We start from the raw sequence: 26,236 nt of genomic DNA on the forward strand, positions 1-26,236 counted from the left end.
TCCCGCACGACGGACCGTGCCGATGATTCGCTCGCTGCGCTCGCTCATGCGACACGCAGCCAGACGGCGGTGTTCGGGGCCACGTGCAGGTCCTCCAGGGGATCGCTGGTGAGCAGGACGTACTCGTACGGCGGCAGCGGCACCGCCGTGTCGCCGAGGTTGACCAGGCAGGCGAAGCCGTCACCGCGGCGGAAGTGCAGCACGCCGTCCGGGGCGGTCAGCCAGGTGAGCGTGCCGTCGCCGAGGTCGGGCTCGGTGCGGCGCAGGTGCAGCGCGCGCCGGTACAGCTCCAGCGTGGAGCGGCGGTCGCCGGTCTGCGCGGCGGCTGACAGCCCGGCCCAGCTCGCGGGCTGCGGCAGCCACGGCGCGGCGGCCGCGCCGTCCGGGCTGAACCCGTACGGCGCGGCGTCCCCGGACCACGGCAGCGGCACCCGGCAGCCGTCCCGGCCCCGGTCGGTGTACCCGGACCGGGGCCAGCGCGGGTCCTGCAGCAGCGCCTCCGGGATGTCCTCGACCTCGGGCAGCCCCAGCTCCTCACCCTGGTAGAGGTACGCCGAGCCGGGCAGCGCCAGGCTGAGCAGCGCGGCGGCGCGGGCGCGCCGGGTGCCGAGGGCGAGGTCGCTGGGCATCGTGTGCTTCGCGTCGTCGAACGAGTGCGCGGTGCGCGCCCGGCCGTAGCGGGTGACGTGGCGTACCACGTCGTGATTGGACAGCACCCACGTCGCGGGTGCGCCGACCAGCGCGTGCGTGGCCAGGGTCAGGTCGATGACGTACCGGAACGCGGCGGCGTCCCAGGGGCAGGACAGGAACGGGAAGTTGAAGCCGGTGTGCAGCTCGTCCGGGCGCAGGTAGCGGGTGAACCGGACGGGGTCGTCGTCCCACAGCTCACCGACGAACACCCCGCGCTGCGGGTACGAGTCGGCGATCTTCCGCCAGGACCGGTAGATGTCGTGCACGCCCTCCTGATCGCGCCACGGGCGGATCGCCTCCGCCGGCAGCGGCCCCGCGTCCGGCAGCGCCGGGTCCTTCACCAGGTGGTCGGCGACGTCGATGCGGAACCCGTCCACCCCGCGGTCGAGCCAGAACCGCAGCGTCGTCTCGAAGTCCCGGCCCACGGCGGGATGGTCCCAGTTCCAGTCGGGCTGCTCGGGGGCGAACATGTGCAGGAACCACTCGCCGTCGTCGGCGCGGGTCCAGGCCGGGCCGCCGAAGTGCGACGTCCAGTCGTTGGGGGGCAGCTCGCCGTGCTCGCCCCGGCCGGGCCGGAACCAGAACAGCGCCCGCTCCGGCGAGGCCGGCCCCGCCGCGAGCGCCGCCTGGAAGCGCGGGTGCCGGTCGGAGCAGTGGTTGGGCACGATGTCGACGATGATCCGCAGCCGGTGCGCGTGCGCCTGCGCGATCAGCTCCTCGGCCTGCGCCAGCGTGCCGAACAGCGGATCGATGTCCCGGTAGTCGGCCACGTCATAGCCGGCGTCGGCCATCGGCGAGACGTACCACGGGCTCAGCCAGATCGCGTCCACGCCGAGATCGCGCAGGTACGGCAGGCGCTCGTGCAGGCCGGTGAGGTCGCCGACGCCGTCGCCGTTCCCGTCGGCGAAGCTGCGCGGATACACCTGGTAGATGACGGCGTCGCGCCACCAGGGGCGGTCGGGGCGTGCGGACATGCTGGCTCCGTGGGTGAGGTGGGGCCTGTGGAAACGCGATGGTAAACGTTTTCCGTGCGGCCGAACACTACCGGCCCCACTCACCAGCGGTCAACGGCGGACGGCCTCAGGAGTGGAGGGCGAGCAGGGCGCGGACGCGGTCGACGGGCAGGCCCTCCGACGAGTTGCCGCCGCGCCCGACCACCGTCGGGGCGTTGAGGAGGCTGTTCAGGACGCTCTCCTCGGTGGCCTCGACGGCGGCGGCGAAGAACGGGTCCAGGGCGCGGCCCTGCAGCGCGGGCACGGCCGGGGTGGTGCCGCGCGGGGCGCGCAGTCCGGTGGCCAGGGCGAGGAAGATCTCGCCGCTGGCGTGGTGCGCGGTCGAGCCGGTGCGGGCCAGCCCGAGCCCGGCGCGGCGGGCCAGGCGCTGGCAGCCCGCCGGATCGATGGGCGCGTCGGTGATCACGATGACGATGCAGGAGCCCGCCGGTGGCGCGGTCGGCGCGGGGGCGGGCGGCAGCAGCTGGCCGACCGGGACGCCCGCGACGGTGAGGCGGCCGCGCTCGCCGAAGTTGGTCATCGCGAGCACGCCCACGGTGTGGCCCGAGGGCAGCACGCGCGACGCGGTGCCGATACCCCCCTTGAAGCCCAGGCAGCTCATGCCGGTGCCCGCGCCGACCGCGCCCTCGGCTGGCGGCTGCGGAGCGTCGCCCGCCGCGCGGTCGGCTCCGGCGCGCGCGGCGGCGTCCCGCGCGGCGGTCAGCGCCTTGGCCACGTCGTCGCGGGTCACCTGCATGCGGCGGGACTCGGACAGGAAGCTGTCGTCGCACTCGGCGACCACCGGGATGATCACGTCGTCGTCGCCGATCGCGGGCTCCTCGGCCATGAGCAGCTCGCACGCCGCGTCGTACACCCGGCCGAGCTGCATGGTGGAGGTCAGGAAGATCGGCGTCTCGGCCAGGCCCCACTCCTGTGCGGACAGGAAGCCGGTGCACTCGCCCGCGCCGTTGAGGACCGCGCCCCCCGCCGGGATCGGCTCCCGGAACGCGTTGCCGCCCGGGTCGACGACCGTGACGCCGGTACGCGCGACGCCACGCCCGGCCGGCGGAGGCTCCTCGTCGCGCCACACGGTGGCGTGCCCGACGCCCACCCCCGGCACGTCGAGGATGGAGCCGCTGGGGCCGCTGGGCAGGGAGCCGATGGTGATCCCGAGATCGGAGACGCGAGGCATGGGCGCAGCCTAACTGAGTCTCGACTCAGTAACGATCGCCGTGCCGGAGCTGCGCGGGCTGGCATCATGCCGGGATGGCGAAGCTGGACCTGCCCGTGGTGTGGAGCGACGAGGTGCTGCGGCACGTGCCCGGCGCCGAGATCTGGATCGGCGTCCGCACCCCCGGCACGGAGCTGCCCGAACGCGCCACGGTGCTGCGCTCCGCGCTGGTCGCGGCGGGCGCGCGGCTGGTCGAGGCCCGGCCGCTCGGCGACGACCTGCTCGCGCAGGCGCACTCGCCCGAGCTGCTGGCCCATCTCGCCGGGGTCTACGGCCAGTGGACCGAGGGCGGCTACCTCGAGTACACCGACCGCGTGACGCCGTACGTCTTCCCGACCCCGGCGATGCTGGAAGGGCTGCCGGTGCGTACGCCCACGGCCACGCACGCGCGGGCGGGGCAGTTCTGCTACGACACGATGACCCTGGTCGGGCCGGGCACCTGGCCCGCGGCACGGGCCGCCGCGCACGCCGCCGCCACCGCGGCCGACCTGGTCGCCGCGGGGGAGCGGGCCGCGTACGCCCTCTGCCGTCCGCCCGGCCACCACGCGACCCGCACCGGCTTCGGCGGCTCGTGCTACCTGAACAACGCGGCGGTGGCGGTGCTGGCGCTGCGGCGCGCGGGCGTGGCCCGGGTCGCGGTGGTCGATGTGGACGCCCATCACGGTAACGGCACCCAGTCCATCTTCTACGACCGCGCCGACGTGCTGTACACGTCCGTGCACGTGGACCCGGGGGCGGGCTGGTTCCCGCACTACGCCGGGTTCGGCGACGAGACCGGCACCGGCGCGGGCGAGGGCGCGAACCTCAATGTGCCGCTCGCCCCCGGCACCGGCGACGCCGGCTGGCTGGCCGGGGTTCGCCGCCTGGTCGAGTTCATCGGCGACCGCGCCGACGCCGTCGTGCTCTCCCTCGGCGTCGACGCCGCCCAGGACGACCCCGAAAGCCCGCTCCAGGTCACCGAGGACGGCTACGCGCACACCGGCGCCCTGGTCCGCGACCTGGGCCTGCCCGTCGTCGCCGTCCACGAGGGCGGCTACCACCTCCCCACCCTCGGCCCCCTCACCGTAGCCACCCTGGCGGGCGTGACGGGAACCCGCTAACCTCACGCGGAAAGCGCTTACCGCACCGCGTCGCGCTCGGCGTCGCGACGCGTCGGCGCGTTTGATCGCGTCGATCTTGCGCGAACTGTTAGGGATATGTCCTTATTGGGCGTGTCGCACCCACAGTTCACGCAAGATCGGCGCCGTAGTGGAGGGTGGGCGGCGTGGAGTTGAAGCTGACGGTGGCGGGGCGGGTTGTGGGGGAGTATCGCGACGGGGTGGGGGTGGAGCGGAGCCTGGGGGTGCGGCCGTATCTGCATCCTTTGCGGACACTCGCCGGGACCGTGGTGAGCGATGCGTTTCCTGAGGATCATCGGTGGCATCTGGGGTTGTCGCTGGCGGTGCAGGACGTGAACCGGAACAACCTGTGGGGTGGGCGCACCTATGTGCGGGACCGGGGGTACACCTGGCTCGACGATCATGGGGCGATCACTTCGGAGGGGTTCGACGAGGTGCGGGCGGACGGGTTCGTGGAGCGGCTGGCGTGGCGGGGGGCCGACGGGAAGGTGCTGCTGCGGGAGCGGCGGACGGTGGCGGCGGCTCATCTCGACGAGCGGGCGTGGGTGCTGGAGCTCGGGTGGGAGCTGAGCGCCGAGGAGGAGGTCGTGCTGGGCAGCCCGGCGACGAACGGGCGGCCGGGCGGAGCCGGGTACGGCGGGTGCTTCTGGCGGGTGGCGCCGGGGGCGAACCTGGGGCTCAGCGCGGGGGAGCTGAGCGGCGAGGAGCAGGTGAACGGGAGTGTTGAGCCCGAGCTGGTGTGGCGGGGCGAGTCGGGCGGGGCGGCGTACACCCTCGTGTTCTCGGGGCTCGGCGACGGGGACCGCTGGTTCGTGCGGACCAGCGAGGGCGCGACCGGGTATCCGGGGGTGTGCCAGGCGTGGGCGTACGAGCAGCCGCGCGTGATCGGGGCGGGGGAGACCCGCACCGGTTCGCTGCGGGTGGTGATCAGCGACTGAGGGTCAGGCGAGCGCGGCGGGGTCGAGGCCGACCTCGCGGGCGGCGACCATGCGCATCCAGTCGAAGGCCTGCTTGCGGGAGATCGCCTTCTCGTGCACGGTGAGCTGCACCGCGAGGCCGTCGATGATGGCGTTGATGCGCCACGCCGCGCCGGCCGGGTCGTCGCAGGTGAACGAGCCGTCGGCGACCCCGGCGGCGATGACCTCGGTGAGGCCCTCCTTCCACCGCAGGTCCATCCGGCGCGACACCTTCTCCAGTTCGGGGGTGCGCAGCGCCTCCGACCAGCCGTCGATCCACATCATCCAGGACTTGGAGCGGCCGGTCGGGGCGAGCAGCTTGACCAGCCGCTTGAGCTTCTCCACCGAGGACGCGTTGGAGCTGATCACCGAGTGGAGCCGGGCCAGGTCCTGGTCGGCGGCGTACGCGAACGCCTGCGAGAGCAGGGCGTCCTTGCTGGTGAAGTGGTAGAAGACGAGCGCCTGGCTGACCCCGGCCGCCTTGGCGACGTCGGCGGTGCGGGTGTTGGCGAAACCGCGCTCGACGATCACGTCCACCGCGGTCCGCAGCAGCGCATCGAGGCGCACTTCGGCAGTACGTCGTGCCACCGCTGAACCCTAACCCACCCCCGCCCGTCCCCCACCATCCGCCGACCGCCCCGGATGATCGTCCGACCTGTCAGGCACATGGGCGAACGAGCGCTCAAGATACGCCCAGGTGCCGGGCAAGTCGGATGATCGACGTGTGCTCAGTGGGCGGGGGCGGGGGTCGGGGTGGGGGTGGCGTCGCGGGCGATGCGGCGGGCGGCGGTGGTGGCGAGCAGGGCGCCGGTGCCGACCATGGCGGTGGCGGTCAGGATCACGACGGAGAGCGCGGTGCCCTCGTTGATGAGCAGGCCGGACAGGGACGAGCCGGCCGCGAAGCCGACGTAGATGCCGGTGCCCACCCAGGTGAACGCTTCGGTGGTGCGCGCGGCGGGGGCGATGCGGGTGACCAGTTCGCACTCCACGGCGGTGGTCGGCGAGATGACCAGGCCGCCGAGGAACAGGATCACGGCCAGGCTGGGCAGGTCGAAGGCGAGCAGCATCGCCGCGAAGCCGACCGTGTTCAGGCACAGCAGCAGCGCGAACAGGCGGGCTCGACCCAGCCGCGGGTTCATGCCGGAGAACCAGATGCCGCCGACGATCGAACCGGCGCTCCAGGCGGCCACCACCGCGCCCGCGAACTGCGGCGCGTTGAGGTCGGCGGCGTACTTGGGAATGGCCACCTCCATGACGCCGTACGCGGCGGCCTCCAGCGCGCCCACCACCAGCACGACGGCCAGGCTTAGCTTCATCAGGCGGCCGGTGAGCCGGGCTCGGGCGGCCTCTGACTCGGCGGCCGCGGCGAGCGCGGCGGTGCGCACCTCGCGGTAGCGGGCGGTCAGGCCGGGCGCGGCGGCCAGGCCCAGCGAGCCCGCGGTGGCCAGCAGCGCGGTGAGCACCACCGCCGCGTACGGGTTGCTGATCGCGGTGACCAGGGCGATCAGCACCGGGCCGAGCACGTACGTCAGCTCGACGGTGATCGCGTCGAACGCGTACGCCGTCTGCACGTGCTGCGGGGCCAGGCCCGGCAGCACCACGCGGGTGACCGCGCCGACGGGCGGGTTGGCGGCGCCGGCCAGCGCGGCCAGGCCGAGGATCAGCCCGACGTGCTGGTGTGTGGCGAGCGCGGCGACCATGCCGGTGAGCAGCACGCCGTAGAGGATGCCGGTGGTGCGCAGCACGGCGACGGCGTGGCCGCGGTCGCAGAGCCGGCCGAGCCAGGGCGCGGTGAAGGCGGTGATCGCCGAGTGCACGCCGGTGGCGATGCCGGCCACCGCGTACGAGCCGGTGCCGTGCTGGACGGCCAGGATGAACACGAGCGTGGCCATGCCGTAGGGCAGGCGCCCGATCAGGGACGGCAGCGCCACCCGGGCGACCCCGGGGCTGGCGATGAGGGCACGGTAACGGCGGGCAGCGGTGACGACCGCGAGGCCGGACATGGGACGAGCTCCAATGAGTGAGGAGAGAAGCGGTGGGCGTCGGCGCTGGGCGGCGACGTCAACCGAAGCGGCGGGCCGCCTGGCGGCTCCAGCAGCGCTTCACCACGACGGCGTCGTCCTCGTACGCCGTCAGCGTCACTTTCGTCGTGAAGTGGGCCCCGTCTTCCATGGAGATCCGGACCTGCTCGCTGCGCCCTGCGGCCCGCGTGGCCATGCCGACACCCCTCCCGGTTCCCCTGAAGGCTACTTCCTGACTGAGCCATCAGTCAAAGAAGGCCGTGCCTGGCACAGAGGCGCCCAGGTCACACTGGTCTCAACGAGACACGGGAGTGTGCGACAGCGCCTCGAGGCCGGCGAGGAAGGTCTCCGCCTCCAGCTCGCCCAGCAGCACCCGCTGCAACGCGTAGCCGGGGATGAGGCCGAACAGCACCGAGCCCACCGCGTGCGGGTCGGCGTCGGCGGGCAGCCGCCCCGCCTCGATCTGGCGGCGGGCGAGGTCGTCGAAGTGGCCGCGCATGCGGCCGTACACCCGCCGCACGAACTCGGCGAGCTGCGGGTTGCGCAGCGACTCGGACCAGACCTGCAGCGCCATCGGGAACACCCCGGCCGGGCCGGTCTGCAGGTCGACGAAGCGGATCAGCCGCCGCATCACGTCGGCGATCGGGGGCGGGGAGTCCATGGCGCGCATCTCGTCGAGCAGCGCGTCCACCGAGCCGAGCACCTCCTCTGCGATCGCCTGGATCAGCTCCTCCTTGCTGCGGAAGTAGCGGTAGAACGCGCCGACGGACAGCTCGGCCTCGCTGATCACATCCTGCATCGAGGTGGCGTGGAAGCCGTTGCGGGCGAAGCAGATCCGGGCCGCGTCGAGGATCTGCTGGCGGCGGGCGGCGAGATGGGCTTCGGATACGCGTGGCATGGCTCTCATCATAAAACGAACGATCGTTCTTGACACGGTCCCGCCGGAAGCGCATCTTGTGTTTAAGAGAACGAGCATTCGTTTTAAGGAGATCCACGATGCGCCGCACTCCGCCCCCGGCGGTCCTGGCGGTGGTCCTCGCCGTAGCGGTGATGACCCTCCAGGCGCTGCTGCTGCCCCTGTTCGCCGGCCCGGCCGCCAACATCGCGCCGCGCGACCTGCCCGTGGTCGTCACCGGACCCGCCCCGGCCGTCGCCGCGTTCACCGCGAAGCTCGAGTCCACGAGCCCCGGCGCCTTCGCGGTCACCGAGGTCGCCGACGCGGACGCCGCCGACGCGGCGGTGCTGGACCGCGAGGCGTACGCCGCCTTCATCCTCGGGCCGTCGGGTCTCACCCTGCACACGGCCTCGGCCGCCGCGCCGCCGGTGGCGAGCCTGTTCAGCGCCGCCGCCGCGCAGCTCGGTGCGGGCACCGGCATGCAGGTCACGGTCGAGGACCTCGCCCCGCTGAGCGCGGACGACCTGCACGGCGGCGGGTTTGCGGCGGGCTTCTTCCCGCTGGTGATCACGTCGCTGCTGGCCGCGATCGCGCTCTATTTCGCGGTGCCGCGCTTCGGCGCCCGGCTCACCGGCCTGATCACGTTCGCCCTGCTGGCCGGGGCGATGGGCGCGACCGTGCTGCAGAGCTGGCTCGGCGTGGTCGGCGGCGAGTGGCTGCCGGTGGCCGGGGCGATCTCGCTGCTCGTGCTCGCCATCAGCGCCACCGTGCACGGCCTGGCCACCGTCGCGGGCCCGCCCGGCATCGGCCTCGGCGTGGTGCTGATCCTGCTGGTCGGCAACGCGCTGGGCGCGGTCGCCGCCGCGCCGGAGCTGCTGCCGCAGCCGTGGGGCGAGTTCGGGCAGTGGCTGCCCATCGGCGCCGGAGCCACCCTGCTGCGCTCGGCCGCCTGGTTCGACGGCGCGGGGGCCGGCGGTGCGGTGTGGGTCCTGGTCACCTGGGCCGTCGTCGGTCTCGCCCTGATCGGCGTCGGCTGGCTCGGCCGCAAGCCCGAACCGCAGGCCGCCGAGCCGGACGCGGAGGCGCACGAGGCCGCCCGCCGCCTCGGCGCTACGGTGGCTGCCTGAGCCGACGTACGCCGGGCGCGCCCGCCTGCGCGCCCGGCGTATCCGTGCGCGGAAGATCCGGTCCCGCGCAGGAATGCGCCCACCGCGGTGATTGTTGGCTCCGGTGGACGACCATCTGCAGGAGGCTGACGACGTGCGGGACCCACAGAAGCTCTACCAGCTGACCGGCGAGCTGCCCGAGCTGGGCAGGCCGGTCCTGCTGCACGCGCTCTCGGGGTTCGTGGACGCGGGCGCGGCCGGCCGGCTGGCCCGCGAGCACCTGCTCGACACGCTCGACGCGACCCTGGTCGCCGAGTTCGACCTCGACCAGCTCTACGACTACCGCTCGCGCCGCCCGCTGATGCACTTCTCCTCCGACCACTGGGTGTCCTACGACGCGCCCAAGCTGGAGCTGCACGCCCTGCGCGACGATGACGACACCCCGTTCCTGCTGCTCACGGGCCCGGAGCCGGACTTCCAGTGGGAGCGGTTCGTCGCGGCGGTCACCGGACTGATCGACCGGCTCCAGGTGCGGCTGACCATCGGCGTACACGCCATCCCGATGTCCGTGCCGCACACCCGCCCGGCGGGCGTGACCGCGCACGGCACCCGGCCGGAGCTGGTGGTGGGCCACGAGCCGTGGATCACCGACGTGCAGGTCCCGGCGAGCATGACCAACCTGCTGGAGTTCCGCCTCGGCGAGTCCGGCCACGACGCGATGGGCTTCGCCGCGCACGTGCCGCACTACCTGGCCGACAGCGAGTATCCGCAGGCCGCCGAGCTGCTGCTGACCTCGGTCTCGCGGGCCACCGGCCTGCTGCTGCCCACCGAGGACCTGCGCGACGCGGGCGAGCGGGTGCGCGAGGAGATCGAGCGCCAGCTCGTCGACAACCACCAGGCCGCCGCCGTGGTCAAGGCGCTGGAGGAGCAGTACGACGCGTTCACCCGGGGACGGGCGGGCAATCTGCTCACCGAGCCGACGCCGCTGCCCACCGCCGAGGAGCTGGGCGCCGAGCTCGAACGCTTCCTCGCCGAACACAACAAGGGCGACGCCAAGGACTGACCCACAGGAAGGAAGGGCACCTTCTTAACGCTTTGTGTATAGGAAGGTGCCCTTCTTAACGCGTCCCTGGCCGGGTATTGCCGAACCGGGTATGTGCACGCATGATGACGGGACTTTCCGTGCACCGCGTGCGAGAGCGAGGCGACGATGCCCTTTTCGAGTCCCCTGGCCGAGGTCGAGATCCCCGAGGTCTCCGTGCCCCAGCTCGTCATCGGACCGGCGGCGGCGCGGGGCGAGCATCCCGCGCTGATCGACGGGCGCACCGGCCAGACCATCACGTACGCGCAGCTCGCGCACATGGTCGACCGGCTCGCCGCGGGGCTGGCCGGGGCGGGGCTGCGCCCGGGTGACGTGCTGGCGCTGTTCAGCCCGAACACGCTGCTCTACCCGGTGGTGTTCCACGCCGCGCTGGCCGCGGGGGCGACCGTCACCACCGTCAACGCGCTCGCCACGCCCAAGGACCTCACCACGCAGCTGTCCGACTCCGGCGCGAAGTTCCTGGTCACCGTGTCGCCCTTCCTCGACCGGGCGTCGGCCGCGGCCGCGCAGGTGCAGGAGGTGTTCGTCTGTGACACGGCTGAGGGATACCGCTCGGTGCAGGAACTGATGGCCGCCACCGACCCGGCCCCGGCCGTCGCGATCGACCCGGCCACGACGCTGGCCGTGCTGCCCTACTCCTCCGGCACCACCGGGGTGGCCAAGGGCGTCATGCTGACCCACCGCAACCTGGTCGCGAACATCGCGCAGACCCAGGAGGTGGTCAGGTACGAACCCGCCGACCGCGTCCTCGCGGTGCTGCCGTTCTTCCACATCTACGGCCTGACCGTGCTGATGAACATGGCGCTGTCCAAGGGCGCCGCGCTGGTCGTGCTGCCGCGCTTCGACCTCGCCGAGTTCCTCACCGCGCTGCAGGACCAGCGGGTCAACCGGGCGTTCGTCGCGCCGCCGATCGTGCTGGCGCTGGCCAAGCACCCGCTCGTGGCCCAGTACGACCTGTCCGCGCTGCGGGTGGTCTTCTCCGGCGCGGCCCCGCTCGACGGCGACCTGGCCCAGGCGTGCGCCGACCGGCTCGGCTGCGTGGTGCAGCAGGGCTACGGCATGACCGAGCTGTCTCCCGTCTCGCACGCGCAGGTGCACGGCGACACCCGGGTCAAGCCGGGCACCGTCGGCCCGCTCATCCCGAACACGCTGGCCAAGGTCGTGGACGTGGCCACCGGCGCGGAACTCGGGGTCGGCGAGCCCGGCGAGCTGTGGATCAAGGGCCCGCAGGTGATGCAGGGCTACCTGGGCCGCCGCGCGGACACCGACGCGACCGTGGACGCCGAGGGCTGGCTGCACACCGGGGACGTGGGGCTGGTCGACGCGGAGGGCGACTGGTTCATCGTCGACCGGGTCAAGGAGCTGATCAAGTACAAGGGCTACCAGGTGCCGCCCGCCGAGCTGGAGGCGGTGCTGCTCGGCCACCCCGGCATCGCCGACGCGGCCGTGGTCGCCGGGCACGACGCCGAGGGCGAGGAGATCCCGCACGCCTTCGTCGCGGTCGCCGCCGGCGCCGAACTCACCGCCCAGGACGTGCAGGACTACGTCGCCGAGCGGGTGGCGCCGTACAAGCGCGTCCGCGCCGTCACCTTCGTCGACACCATCCCCAAGAGCGCCTCCGGCAAGATCCTCCGCAAGGACCTCCGCGCCCAGCTGTGAGCGAAGGAAGGGCACCTTCTCAACGGTTTCCGTAGTAGAAGGTGCCCTTCCTAACGTCCCGGTGGGTGGTGCTGTGGATCAAGGCATGGGCGCCGCTCCCGGCCGGGCAGGGCTCCTGGGGTCGGGCGGGTGACACCGGGCATACCCCCTGGTGGTCCGCTTTTCGGGCGGGAGGGACCCCGCCTGAGGGGACTGCAAACGCGCAGGACTAGCGTGACCAGGTGTTCGCCGCGTTCGCTCCGATCTGGATGATCACCGCGCTGGGCTGGGGCACCATGCGGTTCGGGGTGCTGACCCGGGCCACCCAGCAGGCGCTGGCGAACTTCACCTTCCTCATCGCGATCCCGTGCGTGCTGTTCAGCTCGCTGGTCAAGGTCCCCCTCGGCGAGCTGCCCCTGCGGCCGCTGGCCGCCGTCGCGCTGAGCACGCTGCTCATCGGGCTCGCGGTGTACTTCGTCGCGCGGCGGCTCATGCCCGGCCCCGACGGCGACCGGGTCATCGCGGCGATGGCGGCGGCGTACCTGAACGCGGGCAACCTCGGCGTGCCGGTCGCGCTGTACGTGCTCAAGGACGTCTCGCTGATCATGGCGGTGCTCGTCTTCCAGACGATCCTGCTCACCCCGCTGATCGTCGGCCGGCTCGACGCCTCGGCCCACCGCCTCGGCCTGCTCGCCCGTCCCGCCGACGGGGAAGCGCCGCCTGGCGACGCCGGGCCCAGTGGCGACGCCGGGCCGCCTGGCGAGGCCGGGCCGCGTCGTGACGCCTTGCCTGGGCGGTGGCGGCGGCTGGCGATGCTGCCGCTGCGTACCCCCGTGATCCTGGGCTCGCTCGGCGGGGTCACCGCGAGCGCGGCCGGCTGGCTGCCGCCGGAGTGGCTGCTGCGGCCGCTGGAGCTGCTGGGCGGCGCGGCGGTGCCCGCGGCGCTTTTCGCGCTCGGCATGTCGCTGCACCAGACCGACGGCAGGGCGTGGCGGCTGCCCGGCCGGGACGTGGCCGCGGCGGTGCTGCTGAAGGTCGTCGCGCAGCCGCTGGCGGCGTACCTGATCGGCCGCTACCTGCTGCACCTCGACGGCGCGGCCCTGCTGGCGGTGACCCTGGTCTCCGGGCTGCCGACGGCCCAGAACACCTTCGTGTACGCGTCGGAGTTCCGTGCCGCCACGGAGCTGAGCCGCAACGCGATCCTGTTCTCCAGCCTGCTGTCGATGGGCACGCTCACGTTGATCCTCTGGCTGCTCGGCCCCGCCTGACCTGCGAGATGTTAAGAAGGTGCCCTTCCTCTACGGAAAGCGTTAAGAAGGTGCCCTTCCTTTCCTCACGGGTAGGAGGAATGATGATTCGCGGAGCTGGATGTGCCGCGTGGTGCCAGGGCAGAGTGCACGGGCGCGGCTGGGCGTGACGTCTGTCGTGGACGAGTCCGGGTGACCCCGTTGACCATGCACAGACTTCCGAGGAGACGCGTTGATTCCCGATCACACGTCAACACCGCGGCGTAACCGGCGGCTTGCCGCACTCGGCACCGCCGCCGCGATGACCGCCGCCACCGCACTGGCCGGTGTGCTGCTGACCACCACCGAGGCCGCCGCCGGCACGCTGAGCGGCACCTTCTACCGCGACCCCACGTCCAGCGTGAACCGGTGGCTCGCGGCCAACCCGAACGACTCCCGCGCCTCGCTGATCTCCCAGCGCATCGGCAGCCAGCCGCAGGCGGTGTGGTTCGCGAACTACCAGCCGTCCACGATCCAGTCACAGGTGTCGGCGTACGTGGGCGCCGCCAACAACCTGAACCAGATCCCGGTGCTGGTGCCGTACATGCTGCCCAACCGCGACTGCGGCGGGGCGAGCGCGGGCGGCGCGCCGAGCATCAGCGCGTACCGGACCTGGGTGGACAGCTTCGCCGCCGGTCTGGGCACGCGCACCGCCGTGATCATCCTGGAGCCGGACTCGCTGGCGCTGCAGACCTGCCTGTCGTCGACCGAGAAGGCCGAGCGCAACTCCGCGCTCAGCTACGCGGTGACCAAGTTCAAGCAGGTCAACGCGAACGCGAAGGTGTACCTCGACGCCGGTCACTCGGCGTGGAACAGCCCCGCCGACACCGCCTCGCGGCTGCAGGCGGCGGGCGTGGCGAACTCGGCGGGCTTCTACTCGAACGCGTCGAACTACCGCTGGACCGCCGACGAGGTCGCGTTCGGCCGCAACGTGCTCAGCGCGCTGGGCAACAGCAACCTGCACCAGGTGGTCGACACGTCCCGCAACGGCAAGGGGCCGCTGGGCAGCGAGTGGTGCGACCCGGCGGGCCGGGGCACCGGGCAGGCGCCGAGCACGAACACCGGCGAGGCGAGCGTCGACGCGTTCATCTGGATCAAGCTGCCCGGTGAGGCGGACGGCTGCGCCGCGGCCGCGGGGCAGTTCGTGCCGGACCTGGCGTACTCGCTGGCGCAGAACGGCGTCGTGACCAGCCCGCCCCCGTCGAACTCGGCCTCGCCGAGCCCGTCGCGCAGCCCGTCGCCGTCCCCCTCGGCCAGCCCTTCGGCGAGCCCGTCGGCCAGCCCGTCGAGCAGCCCGTCGGCTTCGCCGCAGCCCGGCGGCGCGTGCTCGGTGAGCTATCGGATCGACAGCCAGTGGGGTGAGGGGTTCGTGGCCTCGGTGACCATCACCAACCGGGGCGCGGCGGTCTCCTCCTGGACGCTGACCTGGACCTACGCGGGCAACCAGACGATCACCAACGCCTGGAACGCCACGGTGAGCCAGAGCGGGGCCAACGTCACCGCCCGCAACGTCGCGCACAACGGCTCCATCGCCACGAACGGGTCGACCAGCTTCGGCTTCCAGGCGACCTACAGCGGCAGCAACACCAACCCGACGAGTTTCAAGCTCAACAACGTCACCTGTAGCTGACGTCCGCCGAGGGCCGGTGCGGTTTTCCGCGCCGGCCCTCCGGCATACCCCCGCCTGATTTATGGTCGATAAAGGGCCATTTTCTGGGGGTATGCAGAAAAGAGGTGCTCACCATGGGTGGCATCGAGCTGAAGAACTTCGACCGGCCCGACGAGTCCCGCGAGTTCGCGGGCAAGGGCCGGATGGACCTGGTGCAGGTCGCCGGGAAGACGGTCGGCCGGGCGCGCTTCGAGCCGGGCTGGCGCTGGACGGTCAACATCGGCCCGATCGTCGGCGCCGACGCGTGCGAGACCTCCCACCTGGGCTACTGCGTCTCGGGCACGATGCGGGTCACCATGAGGGACGGGACCGTGCAGGACTTCACCGCCGGGGACCTGGTCGCCATCCAGCCCGGCCACGACGCCGAGGTGGTGAGCGACGAGCCGGTGGTCTTCGTGGACTTCGGCGAGATCACCGACTACGCCAAGCCGCACTGATCAGCCCGGGGTGGGCGCGCCGGGGGGATCCGAATACGATTCGTGTCCGACGGCGGTGACAGGAGGCAGGGCATGGCAAAGGTACGCGGTCCGCAGGTCGGTGACGAGGCGCCCGACTTCGAGCTGGCCTCGCAGAGCGGCGAGCGGGTGCGGCTGAGCGACTACCGCGGCAAGCAGGCCGTGGTGCTGTACTTCTACCCGAAGGACGACACCTCCGGCTGCACCGCCCAGGCGTGCTCGCTGCGCGACAGCTACGAGGTCTTCACCGACGCCGGCGCGCAGGTCATCGGCATCAGCTCCGACTCGGTCGAGTCGCACACCGCGTTCGCGAGCAAGTACCGGCTGCCGTTCGCGCTGCTGGCCGACGAGGGCGGCGCGGTGCGCAAGGCGTACGACGTCCCCGCCACCTTCGGCATCCTCCCCGGCCGCGTCACCTACGTGATCGACCGCGAGGGCGTGGTGCGCCACGTCTTCTCCTCGCAGGCCAACATCGGCAAGCACGTCAACGGCGCCCTGGAGATCGTCCAGCAACTCGCTTCCTGAAAGGAAGGGCACCTTCTTAACGCTATGCGTAGAAGAAGGTGCCCTTCTTAACTCTGCGGGTGCGGGTCGCCTAGGCTCGGCGTGGACTTCGAAGGCGAAGGGCGTCGCGCCGGCGTACCCCTCGCGCGCGTGCGCCCGGCGAGGCTAGGCAGGCACATGGCGCTGGCGCAGCACCCCCTTGACCACCGCTACCACGGCGAGCACCCGGTCCGCACCGTCGCCTACCTGCTGCGGGAGGACCGCAGGCGGCTGGCGCTGGGCGTGCTCGCGTTCGGTGTCAAGCACAGCCCGACCTGGCTGCTGCCGCTGGTCACCGCGAACGTCATCGACGTGGTGGTGGAGCACCGGCCCGTCGCCCAGCTGTGGTGGGCCACCGCGATCCTGCTGGCCTGCCTGAGCCTCAACTACCCGTTCCACGTGCTGTTCGTACGCAACCACAGCGGCTCCGTCCGCCGCATGGGCACCCGCCTGCGCTCGGCGCTGTGCCGCCGTATGCAGGAACTCTCCATCGGCTACCACTCCCGCTCCAGCGCGGCGGTGCTCCAGTCGAAGGTGATCCGCGACGTCGAGGGCATCGAGCAGATGGTGCAGCAGGCCGGGGACGTCGGCGTGGGCGCGCTGATGATGCTGCTCGGCGGCACCGTGATCATCGCCGTCCGGGCGCCGCTCTACCTGCCGATCTTCCTGGTGCTGGTGCCGGCCGCGGCGTTCCTGGTGATGAGCCTGCGCAACCGGATGCGTACCGACAACGAGAGCTTCCGCCGCGAGGTGGAGGGGCTGTCGTCGCGGGTCGCCGAGATGACCACGCTCATCCCGATCACCCGCGCGCACGGCCTGGAGCGCGACGCGCTGCGCCGCGTCGACGGCACGCTGGACCGGGTGCTGCGCGCCGGGCTGCGGCTGGACCTGCTCAACGGCCGGTTCGGCGCGCTGGCCTGGACCCAGATGCAGGTGCTCAGCGTGGCGTGCCTGGCCGGGTCGGCGCTGGCCACGTACTACGGCTGGACGTCGACCACGGCCGGGGACGTGGTGATGCTCAGCGCGTTCTTCTCGACCCTGACGTCGAGCGTCATGACGCTGATGAGCCTCGGCCCGGTCATCGTGAAGGGGCTGGAGTCGGTGCGCTCCGTCGGCGAGGTGCTCCAGGCGCCCGACCTGGAGGTCAACGCGGGCAAGACCGAGGTGGCGGAGGTGCGCGGCGCCGTCTCGTTCGAGGGCGTCGGGTTCGCGTACGACGGCGCGGCGGGCACCGCCGTGCGCGACTTCACCCTGGCCGTCGCGCCCGGCGAGCGGATCGCGCTGGTCGGCCCGTCCGGTGCGGGCAAGTCCACCATCCTGAACCTGGTCATCGGCTTCCTGCGCCCGTCCTCCGGCCGCATCCTGCTCGACGGCCGCGACATGGAGAGCCTGGACCTGCGTACGTACCGGCGCTTCGTATCGGTGGTCCCGCAGGAGCCGATCCTGTTCGAGGGCAGCATCCGGGAGAACGTCACCTACGGCATGGCCGATGTGTCCCTGGAGCGGGTGCGGCAGGCGCTCGCCGACGCGAACGCGCTGGACTTCGTCGACCAGCTCACCGACGGGCTGGACACCGTGGTGGGGGAGCGCGGCGCGCGCCTGTCCGGCGGCCAGCGCCAGCGGCTGGCCATCGCCCGCGCCCTGATCCGCGACCCGCGCGTGCTGATCCTGGACGAGGCGACCTCGGCGCTGGACACCCACTCCGAATCCCTGATCCAGCAGGCCATGGAGCGCCTGGTGGCCGGTCGCACCGTGTTCGTCGTGGCGCACCGCCTGTCCACCATCCGCAACGCCGACCGCATCGTCGTCATGCGCGACGGGTGCATCGAGCAGATCGGGACCCACGCCGAACTGCTCGCCCGCCCCGGCACCTACGCCACCCTGGCCAGGTAAGGAAGGGCACCTTCTTATCGTTTTCCGTGGTAGAAGGTGCCCTTCTTAACGGCTCGCGGTCGGGGCGGCGGGACAGGGATGTGTACGATGCCCGCCGTGATCGACTCCTCCTCCTCCACCACCGCGACCCGCCGCCTCGACGCGCAGATCGCGCTGAGCGTCCTGGCCCTGATCCTGACCGTCGGCGGGACCGTGTGGCTCGGTGAGCTGGCCGACGAGGTCCCGGTGCTGCGCGAGGCTTACTCCCGCTGGCACGGGGTCGGGTACGTGCTGATCTGCGCGTTCATGGTCGCGGTGCTTGTCGGCGCGGTGCTGCACTCGGTGCGGGCCGGGCGGGCGGGGCGCTCCGTCCGGCTGGGCTGGGTGAACGCGGCGCTGGTGTTGGCGTACGGGGCGCTGGTCGCGCTGCTCGCCTGGTACCTCGGGCCGGAGGTGCCCCAGCACTTCAGCGGCGGGCGCGGTGGCGGCGTGAAGGGCTCGTACGTCGCCTGGCTGGTCGCGGTGCTGCCGTGGCTCGCGTTCGTCGCCTGCTTCGGCGGCCTCTTCCCGAAGACGCACTCCGACCTGCCGAGCGCGGACAAGGGGCGCACGCAGCCGGTGCAGCCGAAGTTCTACCGGGTCCCGCTGCTCACCGCGGTCGTCAGCTGGTGCCTCGGCATCCTGCCGTTCCTGTTCGTACTGCTCGCCTTCACCCTCCGCTGACCCCCGATCCGTTCCTCGCCGGGCCGCGCCGGGCCGTCCCGCGCCGCCCCGCCCCGCCCCGCCAAGATCGTTCGATTTGCCTGGCAGATGGGCGAATGCGGGCTCAAGATACGCCCGTCTGCCAGGCAAGTTGGACGATCAAGAAGCGCCAGTGTCGGGGAGTTGGACGATCAAGGAGCGCCGGGGTCGGGGAGTTCGGCGATCGAGGAGCGCTCGTGTGGGGGAGGGGTTAAGAAGGTGCCCTTCCTCTACGGAAAGCGTTAAGAAGGTGCCCTTCCTTTGTCAGGAGGAGGAGGGTGGCGGGGAGGACGAGGCCGAGGAGGAGGGGGAGCAGGCCGGCGGTCCAGTCGGCGGTGGTGAGGGTGCCCTGGTGGGTGAGGTGGTATGCCAGGTGCAGGGTGTCGAAGATGAGGGCGCCGGTGAGGGACAGGCGGGCGAGGGCGGGGCGGTAGTGCACGGCGGGGACGGCGAGCAGGACGCCCAGGGTGAGGAAGGTCGCGCCGAGGTCGGCGGTGAGGTGCTCGTTGTAGGGCGGATAGCCGGCCGTCCAGTGGTGCCCGAAGCCGGGGAAGGTGCGGAAGAAGTGCGCCGGGGCGGCGTACGCCCACAGCCCCCACCACAGGTGCACCGCCGCCATGCCGGCCAGCCCGATCCGGACGATGGTCGTTCGCATGGCGGCAGTGTCCCGTATCAGTCGAGCTGCTGCACGGCCGCCTCGATGGCCCGGTGGAACGTCGGGTACGCGTAGATCATGTTCTTGAGCAGGTGCACCGGCACCTGGGCGTGCACCGCGACGGCCAGCGCGCTGAGCACCTCGCCGCCGTTCGGTCCCGCCGAGGTGGCCCCGACCAGCACGTCCCGGTCCATGTCGGCGACCAGCTTGATGAACCCCTCGTTGCCGGCCTTGTGGATCCACCCGCGCGCCGACTCGGGGATCTTCGTGTACGCCGTCTGCACGTGGATGCCGTGGTGGCGCGCGGCGTCCTCGGTGAGCCCGACCGACCCGATCTCGGGGTCGGTGAAGGTGACCCGGGGCTGTGCCCGGTAGTCGGCGGGCGGCCCGCCCTGCCCGAGGATGTCCCGGATCGCGATCCCGGCCTGGTACATCGCCATGTGCGTGAACGCGCCGTGGCCGGTGCAGTCGCCGACCGCCCACAGCCCGTCGGCGGCCCGCATGTGCTCGTCCACGCTGATGGCTTTGGCGGCCGGGTCGAGACCGACGGTGTCGAGGCCGAGCTTGTGCAGGTCACTGGTGCGGCCGGTCGCGACGAGCAGCTTCTCCGAGGTGACCGTGCTGCCGTCGGCGAGGTGCACGGTCATGCCGTCGACGCGTTCGGCGCGGCTGCCGGTGTGCACGGTGACGCCCTCGCGCTTCAGGATCTCCGTGATCAGCTCGGAGGACTCCGGCTCCTCGTACACCATCAGCCGGTCCATGGCCTCGACGATGGTGACGCGTACGCCGAAGCGGGCGAACATCTGCGCCAGTTCGAGGCCGATCGCGCCGCCGCCGAGCACGGTGATCGAGGCGGGCAGCGTGTCGGTCTCGATGGCCTCCTTGTTGGTCCAGTACGGCGCCTCGGCCAGCCCCGGGATGGGCGGGATCGCCGCCTTGGTGCCGGTCGCGATCACCACGCCCTTGCGCGCGGTGTACGTCTGCCCGTCGACCTCGACCTGCTTGGGCCCGGTGAGCCTGCCGGTGCCGCGCAGGAAGCGCCCGCCGCGGCCGGTGAACCGGTCGACGGCGACCTTGTCGTTCCACGAGTCGGTGGCCTCGTCGCGGATGCGCAGCGCGACCGGGGCCCAGTCGGGGAAGACCTCCGACGCGCCGGCCATGCCGGTGATCCGGCGGCCCTCGGTGAGCAGCCCGCTCGCCCTGATCATCATCTTGCTGGGGATGCATCCCCAGTACGGGCACTCGCCGCCGACCAGCCGGTTCTCGATGCCGAGGACGCTCAGCCCGGCGTCGGCGAGCTTGCCGCCGACCTCCTCGCCGCCGACCCCCAGGCCCAGCACGATGACGTCCAGTTCATCAGCCATGAGTCCTGTATATCCGAATCCGGTCACGCGGAAGCGCGTACCACCAGTTCCGTGGGCAGCACGACCGAGGACGGCACGTCGTCGCCCGCGACCACGCGCAGCAGCTGGCGGGCCAGCTCGCGGCCCAGCTCCAGGATCGGCTGCCGCACGGTGGTCAGCGGCGGGTCGGTGAACCGGGAGATGTCGAAGTCGTCGAAGCCGACCACGGCCACGTCGTCGGGGATGCGGCGGCCCAGCTCGCGCAGCGTGGTGATCGCCCCGTGCGCCATCAGGTCCGAGGCGACGAACACCGCGTCCAGCAGCGGGTCGTCCTCCAGCAGCTGGCGCATGGCGGTGGCCCCGGACTCGCGGGTGAAGTCGCCGACGGCCACGATCGAGCGCCGGTCGGAGCCCTGCAGCTCGGCGCGGTAGCCGGCGAGCCGGTCGATGCCGGCGACCATGTCCTGCGGCCCGGCGATGGTCGCGATCCGGGACCGGCCCGAGTCGAGCAGGTGGCGTACGGCCTTGCGCACGCCGCCGATGTGGTCCACGTCGACGTACGGCACCGGCGAGCGCCCCAGCGGGCGGCCGCTGACCACGACCGGGACGCCGAGCCGGTGCAGCTGGCCGGGCAGCGGGTCGACGCCGTGCGTGGAGGCGAACAGCACCCCGTCCACGTGCCGGGCGGTGGTGTAGCGCTCGACCCGCTCGTACCCGCCGACGGTGTTGGTCATCATCAGCACGAGCTGCTTGTTCGCGGCGTCGAGCTCCTGGCTTACGCCGTGGATGATGCTCGGGAAGAACGGGTCGTCGGAGAAGACGCGGCTGGCGCTCTCCGGCAGGACCAGGGCGATCGAGTCGGTGCGCTGGGTGACCAGGCTGCGGGCGGCCGCGTTGGGGATGTAGCCCAGCTCCTCGACGGCGCGGCGCACCGCGGCGCGGATGGGCTCGGCGACCTTGGGTGAGCCGTTGACGACCCGGGAGACGGTGGCCCGGGAGACCCCGGCCAGGCGCGCCACGGCCTCCAGCGTGGGCCGCTCGCCGCGCTCGCTCATGCCTTCCCCCTTGCTGCACTCCGGCGGCCCGCGGACGGGCGGGCCGAGATGACCTTACCGCCCGCGCGTTCCGGCGCGAAGTCGCACGTGAGAGCGCTTTCTGTGTGAGAGCGTTTGCACAACTCGGTAACGCCCTGGAAATCGTGCCTTGACAGCGCAGGAGAACAGCCCGATGCTCTGCTGTGAGAGCGCTCTCTCAGCCCGGCCGCGAACCGCCCTGATGAGCGGCCGGGTTCCTACTGACGCCCTGAGGAGGGTTGTCACATGCGTACGTCCCTGCGCCGCATGCTGGCTCCGATCATGGTCGCCGGGCTGCTGGCGACCGCGGCCTGCGGCTCCGAGGAGCAGCCGGCCGGCAACGAGAAGATCACTTTGAACGTCGCGCTGTTCGGCGACTTCGGCTTCAAGCCGCTGTACGAGGAGTACCAGAAGGCGCACCCGAACATCACGATCAAGGAGCGGATCTCCGACTACGCCGCGCATCACCAGAGCCTGATCTCGCACCTGGCGACGAACAGCGGCGCGGCCGACATCGAGGCCGTCGAGATCGGCTACCTGTCCAGCTTCACCGCCACCCCGAACCGCTTCCACAACCTGCTCGACCTGGGCGCCGGGGAGCTGGAGAGCCAGTGGCTGCCGTGGAAGTGGCAGCAGGGCCTGTCGACCGACAAGAAGACCCTGATCGGGCTCGGCACCGACGTCGGCGGCATGGCCATGTGCTACCGCACCGACCTGTTCCAGGCGGCGGGCCTGCCCACCGGCCGCGACGAGGTGTCCAAGCTCTGGCCGACGTGGGAGGACTACGTCGCCACGGGCAAGCGCTACAAGGCGGCGGCGCCGAAGTCGTACTTCATGGAGGCCTCGGGCAACATGTTCCGGGCCATGGTCGAGCAGGCCCCGACCGGCGTGTACGACGACGCGGACAAGCTGATCGTGGACAGCAACGCCGCGGTGAAGAAGGCGTGGGACCTCACGGTCGACGCGATCGGCTCGGACCAGTCGGCGAAGCTGTCGGCCTGGACGCCGGAGTGGAGCGCGGCGTTCGGCAAGGGCACCTTCGCCACCATCGTGTGCCCGGCCTGGATGACGGCGTACATCGAGACCAACGCCAAGGACGCGGCGGGCAAGTGGGACGTCGCAGCGGTGCCCGGCGGCGCCGGCTCGATGGGCGGCTCGCACCTGGCGCTGCCCAAGCAGGGCAAGCACGCCAAGGAGGCGTACGAGCTGATCAAGTGGCTGACCGCCCCGGAGCAGCAGAAGAAGATCTTCAAGGCGACCGGCAACTTCCCGTCCACCCCGTCGCTCTACACCGACCCGGACCTGACCGGCTTCAGCAAGCCGTTCTTCAACAACGCGCCGCTCGGCAAGATCTTCACCGCCTCGGCGCAGGCCGTGCAGCCGCAGCACCAGGGCCCGAAGCAGGGCGACGTGTTCAACACCATCGGCGCCGGCCTGGGCCGCATCGAGCAGGGCAAGCAGTCGCCCGAGGACGCCTGGAAGCAGGTCCTCGCCGACGTCGCCAAGCTCGCCTGACCCACCGGGCCGGCCGGTTCCCTGGCCGGCCGGCCCGGTGCCCTCCGACCGGCCCGCGGCCGGGTGGCGCACCCCGCTGCCCACCCGGTCGCTGGGCGACTCCCATGTGAAGGAGCGCCCGGTGCGCAACTGGCTCTACAAAGCGGACACACAGCTGTCGCCGTACGTCTACATCTCGCCGTTCTTCCTGCTCTTCGCGGTCTTCGGGCTGTTCCCGCTCGGCTACACCGCCTGGGTGTCGCTGCACGACTGGACGCTGCTCTCCGACGAGCACCCGTTCACGGGGCTGGCCAACTACCGCGAGCTGCTGGCCGACCCGTACTTCTGGAACGCCCTGCGCAACACGATCTCGATCCTGCTGCTGTCCACCGTGCCGCAGCTGATCTTCGCGCTGATCCTGGCGCACCTGGTGAACCGGCGGCTGCGCGCCAAGACGCTGTGGCGGCTGGGCATGCTGCTGCCGAACGTCACCAGCGTCGTCGCGGTCGTCGTCATCTTCAGCCAGCTCTTCGGCCGCGACTTCGGCCTGATCAACTGGCTGCTGGACAGCTTCGGCCTGGGCCGCATCGACTGGCAGGCGGGCGTCGCCTCCTCGCACGTGGCCATCGCCGCGATGATCACCTGGCGCTGGACCGGCTACAACGCGCTGATCTTCCTGGCCGCGATGCAGGCGGTGCCGAAGGAGCTGTACGAGTCGGCGACGCTCGACGGAGCCACCCCCGGGCAGCAGCTCCGGAAGATCACCATTCCGTCGATCCGGCCCACCATCATCTTCGTGGTCATCGTGTCCACCATCTACGGCCTGCAGGTCTTCGCCGAGCCGCAGCTGTTCGCCGGGGGCGGGCCCAACGGCATCATGGGCGGCCCGGACCGGCAGTTCCAGACGCTGACGCTCTACATGTACGAGCACGGCTTCAACCGCGGCTTCGAGTTCGGCTACGCCTCCGCCACCGCCTGGGTGATGTTCGGCCTGATCGTGCTCATCGCCGGCGCCAACTACCTGATCACGCGACGTATCCGGAGCTCCCGATGACACGACGGCTCGTCTACCTGACGCTCACCGGGATCCTGCTGCTGACCGCCTTCCCGCTGTACTTCAGCTTCGTGGTGGCCAGCCAGGACAACTCCGCCCTGTCCCAGGTGCCGCCGCCGGTGCTGCCCGGCGAGAACCTGTTCGAGAACATCCGGCGCGTCTTCGAGACCGTGCCGTTCGACCAGGCGCTGCTCAACTCGGTCATCGTGTCCTCGGCCAACACCGCGTCGGTGGTGCTGTTCTCCACGCTGGCCGGGTTCGCCTTCGCCAAGCTGAGGTTCCGGGGGCGCACGGCGCTGCTGCTCACCGTGGTCGGCACCATGATGGTGCCCACCCAGCTGGGCATCATCCCGCTGTTCATGCTGATCAACGAGCTGGAGTGGCACGACACGCTGCTCGCGGTGATCGTGCCGGCGCTGGTCAACGCGTTCGGCGTGTTCTTCATGACGCAGTACCTGTCCGAGGCGCTGCCGACCGAGCTGCTGGAGGCCGGGCGCATCGACGGCGCCGCCACCCACCGGCTGTTCTGGCACGTGGTGCTGCCGGTGGCCCGGCCCGCCGCGGCCGTGCTCGGCATGCTGACCTTCCTCAACGTCTGGAACGACTACCTGTGGCCGCTGGTGGTGCTGGCCTCGCCGGAGAACCAGACCGTGCAGGTGGCGCTGTCCCAGCTGCGGGCCGGTTACGTGCAGGACTACTCGCTGGCGCTGACCGGCACGATGCTGGCCACGCTGCCGCTGCTCATCGTGTTCGGCCTGCTCGGCAAGCAGCTCATCGGAGGCATCATGCAGGGCGCGGTGAAGGGATGACCATGAAACAGATCGCTGAGGAGACCACCCAGGCGGCGCCGCTGCGCTTCCCGGAGGGGTTCCGGTGGGGCGCGGCGACGGCGGCGTACCAGATCGAGGGCGCGGCCACCGAGGACGGGCGCGGACCGTCCATCTGGGACGGCTTCGCGCGGCGGCCCGGCCGGGTGCACGGGGGCCACACCGGGGACGTCGCCTGCGACCACTACCGGCGTTACCGCGAGGACGTCGGCCTGATGCGCGAGCTGGGCATCGGCACGTACCGCTTCTCGATCGCCTGGCCGCGGGTCAAGCCGGACGGCACCGGCCCCGTCAACACCCGCGGCCTGGACTTCTACGACCGCCTGGTGGACGAGCTGCTCGCGGCCGGCATCGAGCCGATGGCCACCCTCTACCACTGGGACCTGCCGCTGGCGCTGGAGCACGGCGGCCGTGACGGGTGGGGCAACCGCGACACCGCGGCCTACTTCGCGGATTACGCCGCGGTGACCGCGGCCCGGCTGGGCGACCGCATCGGCACCTGGACCACCCTGAACGAGCCCTGGTGCGCCGCGTTCCTCGGCTACGCCAGCGGCGACCACGCGCCCGGCCGCACGGACAACCGCACCGCCTTCCGCGCCGCACACCACCTGATGCTCGGACACGGCCTGGCCGCCCAGGCGCTGCGCGCGGCCGGGGTGCGCGAGCTGTCGCTCACCCTCAACCTGGCCCGGATCAGCCCCGCCGACCCCGCCGACCCGCACGACCGCGCCGCGGCGCGCCACGTCGACGGCGTACTGAACCGGATCTTCCTCGACCCGGCCCTGCGCGGGGAGTATCCGGCCGACATGCTCGCCCTCTTCGACCGTTTCGGCGCCACCGACGCGATCCACGACGGCGACCTGCCGACCATCGCCACCCCGATCGACCTGCTGGGCATCAACTACTACCAGCCCGCCCTGGTCAAAGCCCAGATCGGCGCCCCGGCAACGCCGATGTACCCCGGCACCGAGGGCGTCGCCTTCCTGCCCCTACCCGGCCCGGTCACCTACATGGGCTGGCACATCGACCCCACGGGCCTCTCCGACCTGCTGCTCCGCCTGTCGCACGACTACCCCGGCACCCCGCTGATGGTCACCGAGAACGGCGCCGCCTACTACGACGAACCCGACGGCGACCGCGTAGCCGACCCCGACCGCATCGCCTACCTCGACGGCCACCTCCGCGCCGTCCACGCGGCCCTCACCGCCGGCGCCGACGTCCGCGGCTACCTGGCCTGGTCGTTCCTCGACAACTTCGAGTGGGCCTTCGGCTACGACAAGCGCTTCGGCCTCGTCTACGTCGACTACCCCACCCAGCGCCGTATCCCCAAGGACTCCGCCCTCTGGTACCGCACCCTGACCCGCACCAACACCCTCTGACCCGGCCCTCTCTCAAGTGCGTCGATCTTGCGTGAACTGTGGGTGCGACACGCCTTTTTCGGGCATATCCCTAACAGTTCGCGCAAGATCGACGCG

At 71.6% G+C, this 26,236-nt stretch carries 24 protein-coding genes; 15 read left to right on the forward strand and 9 right to left on the reverse strand.

Annotation, left to right across the window (positions count from 1 at the left end; all coding sequences use genetic code 11):
- Nucleotides 1-44: 44 nt before the first annotated feature.
- Both Cba03nite_RS26950 and Cba03nite_RS26955 read right to left on the reverse strand, forming a co-directional pair.
- On the reverse strand, nucleotides 45-1,664 hold the full coding sequence (locus tag Cba03nite_RS26950; RefSeq protein WP_203751804.1) for a glycoside hydrolase family 13 protein: 1,620 nt from the start codon (nucleotides 1,662-1,664) through the stop codon (nucleotides 45-47).
- A 106-nt stretch (nucleotides 1,665-1,770) separates the two neighbouring features.
- Nucleotides 1,771-2,874 carry a P1 family peptidase gene (locus Cba03nite_RS26955; protein ID WP_203751807.1) on the reverse strand — a complete coding sequence of 368 codons (1,104 nt, stop codon included), beginning with the start codon at nucleotides 2,872-2,874 and terminating at the stop codon, nucleotides 1,771-1,773.
- Between the two features lie 74 nt (nucleotides 2,875-2,948).
- Between Cba03nite_RS26955 and Cba03nite_RS26960 the strand changes: the two genes are divergently transcribed.
- Nucleotides 2,949-4,013 (forward strand): arginase family protein, encoded by a 1,065-nt coding sequence (locus Cba03nite_RS26960; RefSeq protein ID WP_203751809.1) that lies wholly within the window; start codon nucleotides 2,949-2,951, stop codon nucleotides 4,011-4,013.
- A 182-nt stretch (nucleotides 4,014-4,195) separates the two neighbouring features.
- The gene (locus Cba03nite_RS26965; RefSeq protein ID WP_275411623.1) at nucleotides 4,196-4,969 is read left to right on the forward strand and encodes a DUF6807 family protein; all 774 of its coding nucleotides are present in this window, start codon (nucleotides 4,196-4,198) and stop codon (nucleotides 4,967-4,969) included.
- Nucleotides 4,970-4,972: 3 nt separating this feature from the next.
- Here Cba03nite_RS26965 and Cba03nite_RS26970 read toward each other — a convergent pair whose 3' ends face one another.
- The 4 genes from Cba03nite_RS26970 to Cba03nite_RS26985 form a co-directional block, all read right to left on the reverse strand.
- On the reverse strand, nucleotides 4,973-5,575 hold the full coding sequence (locus tag Cba03nite_RS26970; protein WP_203751813.1) for a TetR/AcrR family transcriptional regulator: 603 nt from the start codon (nucleotides 5,573-5,575) through the stop codon (nucleotides 4,973-4,975).
- A gap of 140 nt (nucleotides 5,576-5,715) precedes the next feature.
- A complete protein-coding gene (locus Cba03nite_RS26975) occupies nucleotides 5,716-6,990 on the reverse strand; it encodes an MFS transporter (protein ID WP_203751815.1) in 1,275 nt (424 codons plus the stop codon).
- Between the two features lie 58 nt (nucleotides 6,991-7,048).
- Nucleotides 7,049-7,204, reverse strand: coding sequence for a hypothetical protein (locus Cba03nite_RS26980; protein WP_203751817.1), 156 nt, complete (start codon nucleotides 7,202-7,204; stop codon nucleotides 7,049-7,051).
- Nucleotides 7,205-7,303: 99 nt separating this feature from the next.
- A complete protein-coding gene (locus Cba03nite_RS26985; protein ID WP_203751819.1) occupies nucleotides 7,304-7,906 on the reverse strand; it encodes a TetR/AcrR family transcriptional regulator in 603 nt (200 codons plus the stop codon).
- Between the two features lie 98 nt (nucleotides 7,907-8,004).
- Here Cba03nite_RS26985 and Cba03nite_RS26990 point away from each other — a divergent pair, with 98 nt between their 5' ends.
- From Cba03nite_RS26990 to Cba03nite_RS27030, 9 genes are all read left to right on the forward strand, one after another.
- A complete protein-coding gene (locus Cba03nite_RS26990; RefSeq protein WP_203751821.1) occupies nucleotides 8,005-9,030 on the forward strand; it encodes a hypothetical protein in 1,026 nt (341 codons plus the stop codon).
- A gap of 133 nt (nucleotides 9,031-9,163) precedes the next feature.
- Nucleotides 9,164-10,072: a proteasome assembly chaperone family protein gene (locus Cba03nite_RS26995; RefSeq protein WP_203751824.1), complete on the forward strand. Its 909-nt coding sequence runs from the start codon at nucleotides 9,164-9,166 to the stop codon at nucleotides 10,070-10,072.
- Nucleotides 10,073-10,219: 147 nt separating this feature from the next.
- Nucleotides 10,220-11,770, forward strand: coding sequence for an AMP-binding protein (locus Cba03nite_RS27000; RefSeq protein WP_203751826.1), 1,551 nt, complete (start codon nucleotides 10,220-10,222; stop codon nucleotides 11,768-11,770).
- A gap of 221 nt (nucleotides 11,771-11,991) precedes the next feature.
- Nucleotides 11,992-13,017, forward strand: coding sequence for an AEC family transporter (locus Cba03nite_RS27005; protein ID WP_203751829.1), 1,026 nt, complete (start codon nucleotides 11,992-11,994; stop codon nucleotides 13,015-13,017).
- Nucleotides 13,018-13,228: 211 nt separating this feature from the next.
- Nucleotides 13,229-14,665, forward strand: a complete 1,437-nt coding sequence (locus Cba03nite_RS40420; RefSeq protein ID WP_275411622.1) for a glycoside hydrolase family 6 protein — start codon at nucleotides 13,229-13,231, stop codon at nucleotides 14,663-14,665.
- A 113-nt stretch (nucleotides 14,666-14,778) separates the two neighbouring features.
- A complete protein-coding gene (locus tag Cba03nite_RS27015; protein WP_203751832.1) occupies nucleotides 14,779-15,141 on the forward strand; it encodes a cupin domain-containing protein in 363 nt (120 codons plus the stop codon).
- Between the two features lie 72 nt (nucleotides 15,142-15,213).
- The gene (locus tag Cba03nite_RS27020) at nucleotides 15,214-15,684 is read left to right on the forward strand and encodes a peroxiredoxin (RefSeq protein ID WP_203751835.1); all 471 of its coding nucleotides are present in this window, start codon (nucleotides 15,214-15,216) and stop codon (nucleotides 15,682-15,684) included.
- 156 nt (nucleotides 15,685-15,840) lie between these two features.
- On the forward strand, nucleotides 15,841-17,595 hold the full coding sequence (locus Cba03nite_RS27025) for an ABC transporter ATP-binding protein (RefSeq protein ID WP_203751838.1): 1,755 nt from the start codon (nucleotides 15,841-15,843) through the stop codon (nucleotides 17,593-17,595).
- Nucleotides 17,596-17,691: 96 nt separating this feature from the next.
- Nucleotides 17,692-18,297, forward strand: a complete 606-nt coding sequence (locus Cba03nite_RS27030; protein WP_203751840.1) for a hypothetical protein — start codon at nucleotides 17,692-17,694, stop codon at nucleotides 18,295-18,297.
- 229 nt (nucleotides 18,298-18,526) lie between these two features.
- On the opposite strand, the gene Cba03nite_RS27035 is transcribed toward Cba03nite_RS27030, so the two are convergent.
- Genes Cba03nite_RS27035 through Cba03nite_RS27045 form a run of 3 tightly spaced genes read right to left on the reverse strand, consistent with a single transcriptional unit; the run spans nucleotide 18,527 to nucleotide 21,368 of the window.
- A complete protein-coding gene (locus Cba03nite_RS27035; RefSeq protein WP_203751842.1) occupies nucleotides 18,527-18,970 on the reverse strand; it encodes a hypothetical protein in 444 nt (147 codons plus the stop codon).
- A 17-nt stretch (nucleotides 18,971-18,987) separates the two neighbouring features.
- Entirely contained in the window at nucleotides 18,988-20,334 is a 1,347-nt protein-coding gene (locus Cba03nite_RS27040) for a dihydrolipoyl dehydrogenase family protein (RefSeq protein WP_203751844.1), read from the reverse strand.
- Between the two features lie 23 nt (nucleotides 20,335-20,357).
- On the reverse strand, nucleotides 20,358-21,368 hold the full coding sequence (locus tag Cba03nite_RS27045; protein ID WP_203751846.1) for a LacI family DNA-binding transcriptional regulator: 1,011 nt from the start codon (nucleotides 21,366-21,368) through the stop codon (nucleotides 20,358-20,360).
- A 264-nt stretch (nucleotides 21,369-21,632) separates the two neighbouring features.
- On the opposite strand from Cba03nite_RS27045, the gene Cba03nite_RS27050 reads away from it, so the two are divergent.
- From Cba03nite_RS27050 to Cba03nite_RS27065, 4 genes are read left to right on the forward strand one after another with little or no spacing between them, the layout of a single operon-like run.
- Nucleotides 21,633-22,901 (forward strand): ABC transporter substrate-binding protein, encoded by a 1,269-nt coding sequence (locus Cba03nite_RS27050; RefSeq protein WP_239126030.1) that lies wholly within the window; start codon nucleotides 21,633-21,635, stop codon nucleotides 22,899-22,901.
- A 37-nt stretch (nucleotides 22,902-22,938) separates the two neighbouring features.
- Entirely contained in the window at nucleotides 22,939-23,934 is a 996-nt protein-coding gene (locus Cba03nite_RS27055; protein WP_308442763.1) for a carbohydrate ABC transporter permease, read from the forward strand.
- Nucleotides 23,931-24,743, forward strand: coding sequence for a carbohydrate ABC transporter permease (locus tag Cba03nite_RS27060; RefSeq protein WP_203751848.1), 813 nt, complete (start codon nucleotides 23,931-23,933; stop codon nucleotides 24,741-24,743). The genes Cba03nite_RS27055 and Cba03nite_RS27060 overlap by 4 nt, the downstream gene beginning before the upstream one ends.
- A gap of 2 nt (nucleotides 24,744-24,745) precedes the next feature.
- On the forward strand, nucleotides 24,746-26,140 hold the full coding sequence (locus Cba03nite_RS27065) for a GH1 family beta-glucosidase (protein ID WP_203751850.1): 1,395 nt from the start codon (nucleotides 24,746-24,748) through the stop codon (nucleotides 26,138-26,140).
- Nucleotides 26,141-26,236 lie beyond the last annotated feature (96 nt).

Source organism: Catellatospora bangladeshensis, assembly GCF_016862575.1.
Classification (GTDB): domain Bacteria; phylum Actinomycetota; class Actinomycetes; order Mycobacteriales; family Micromonosporaceae; genus Catellatospora; species Catellatospora bangladeshensis.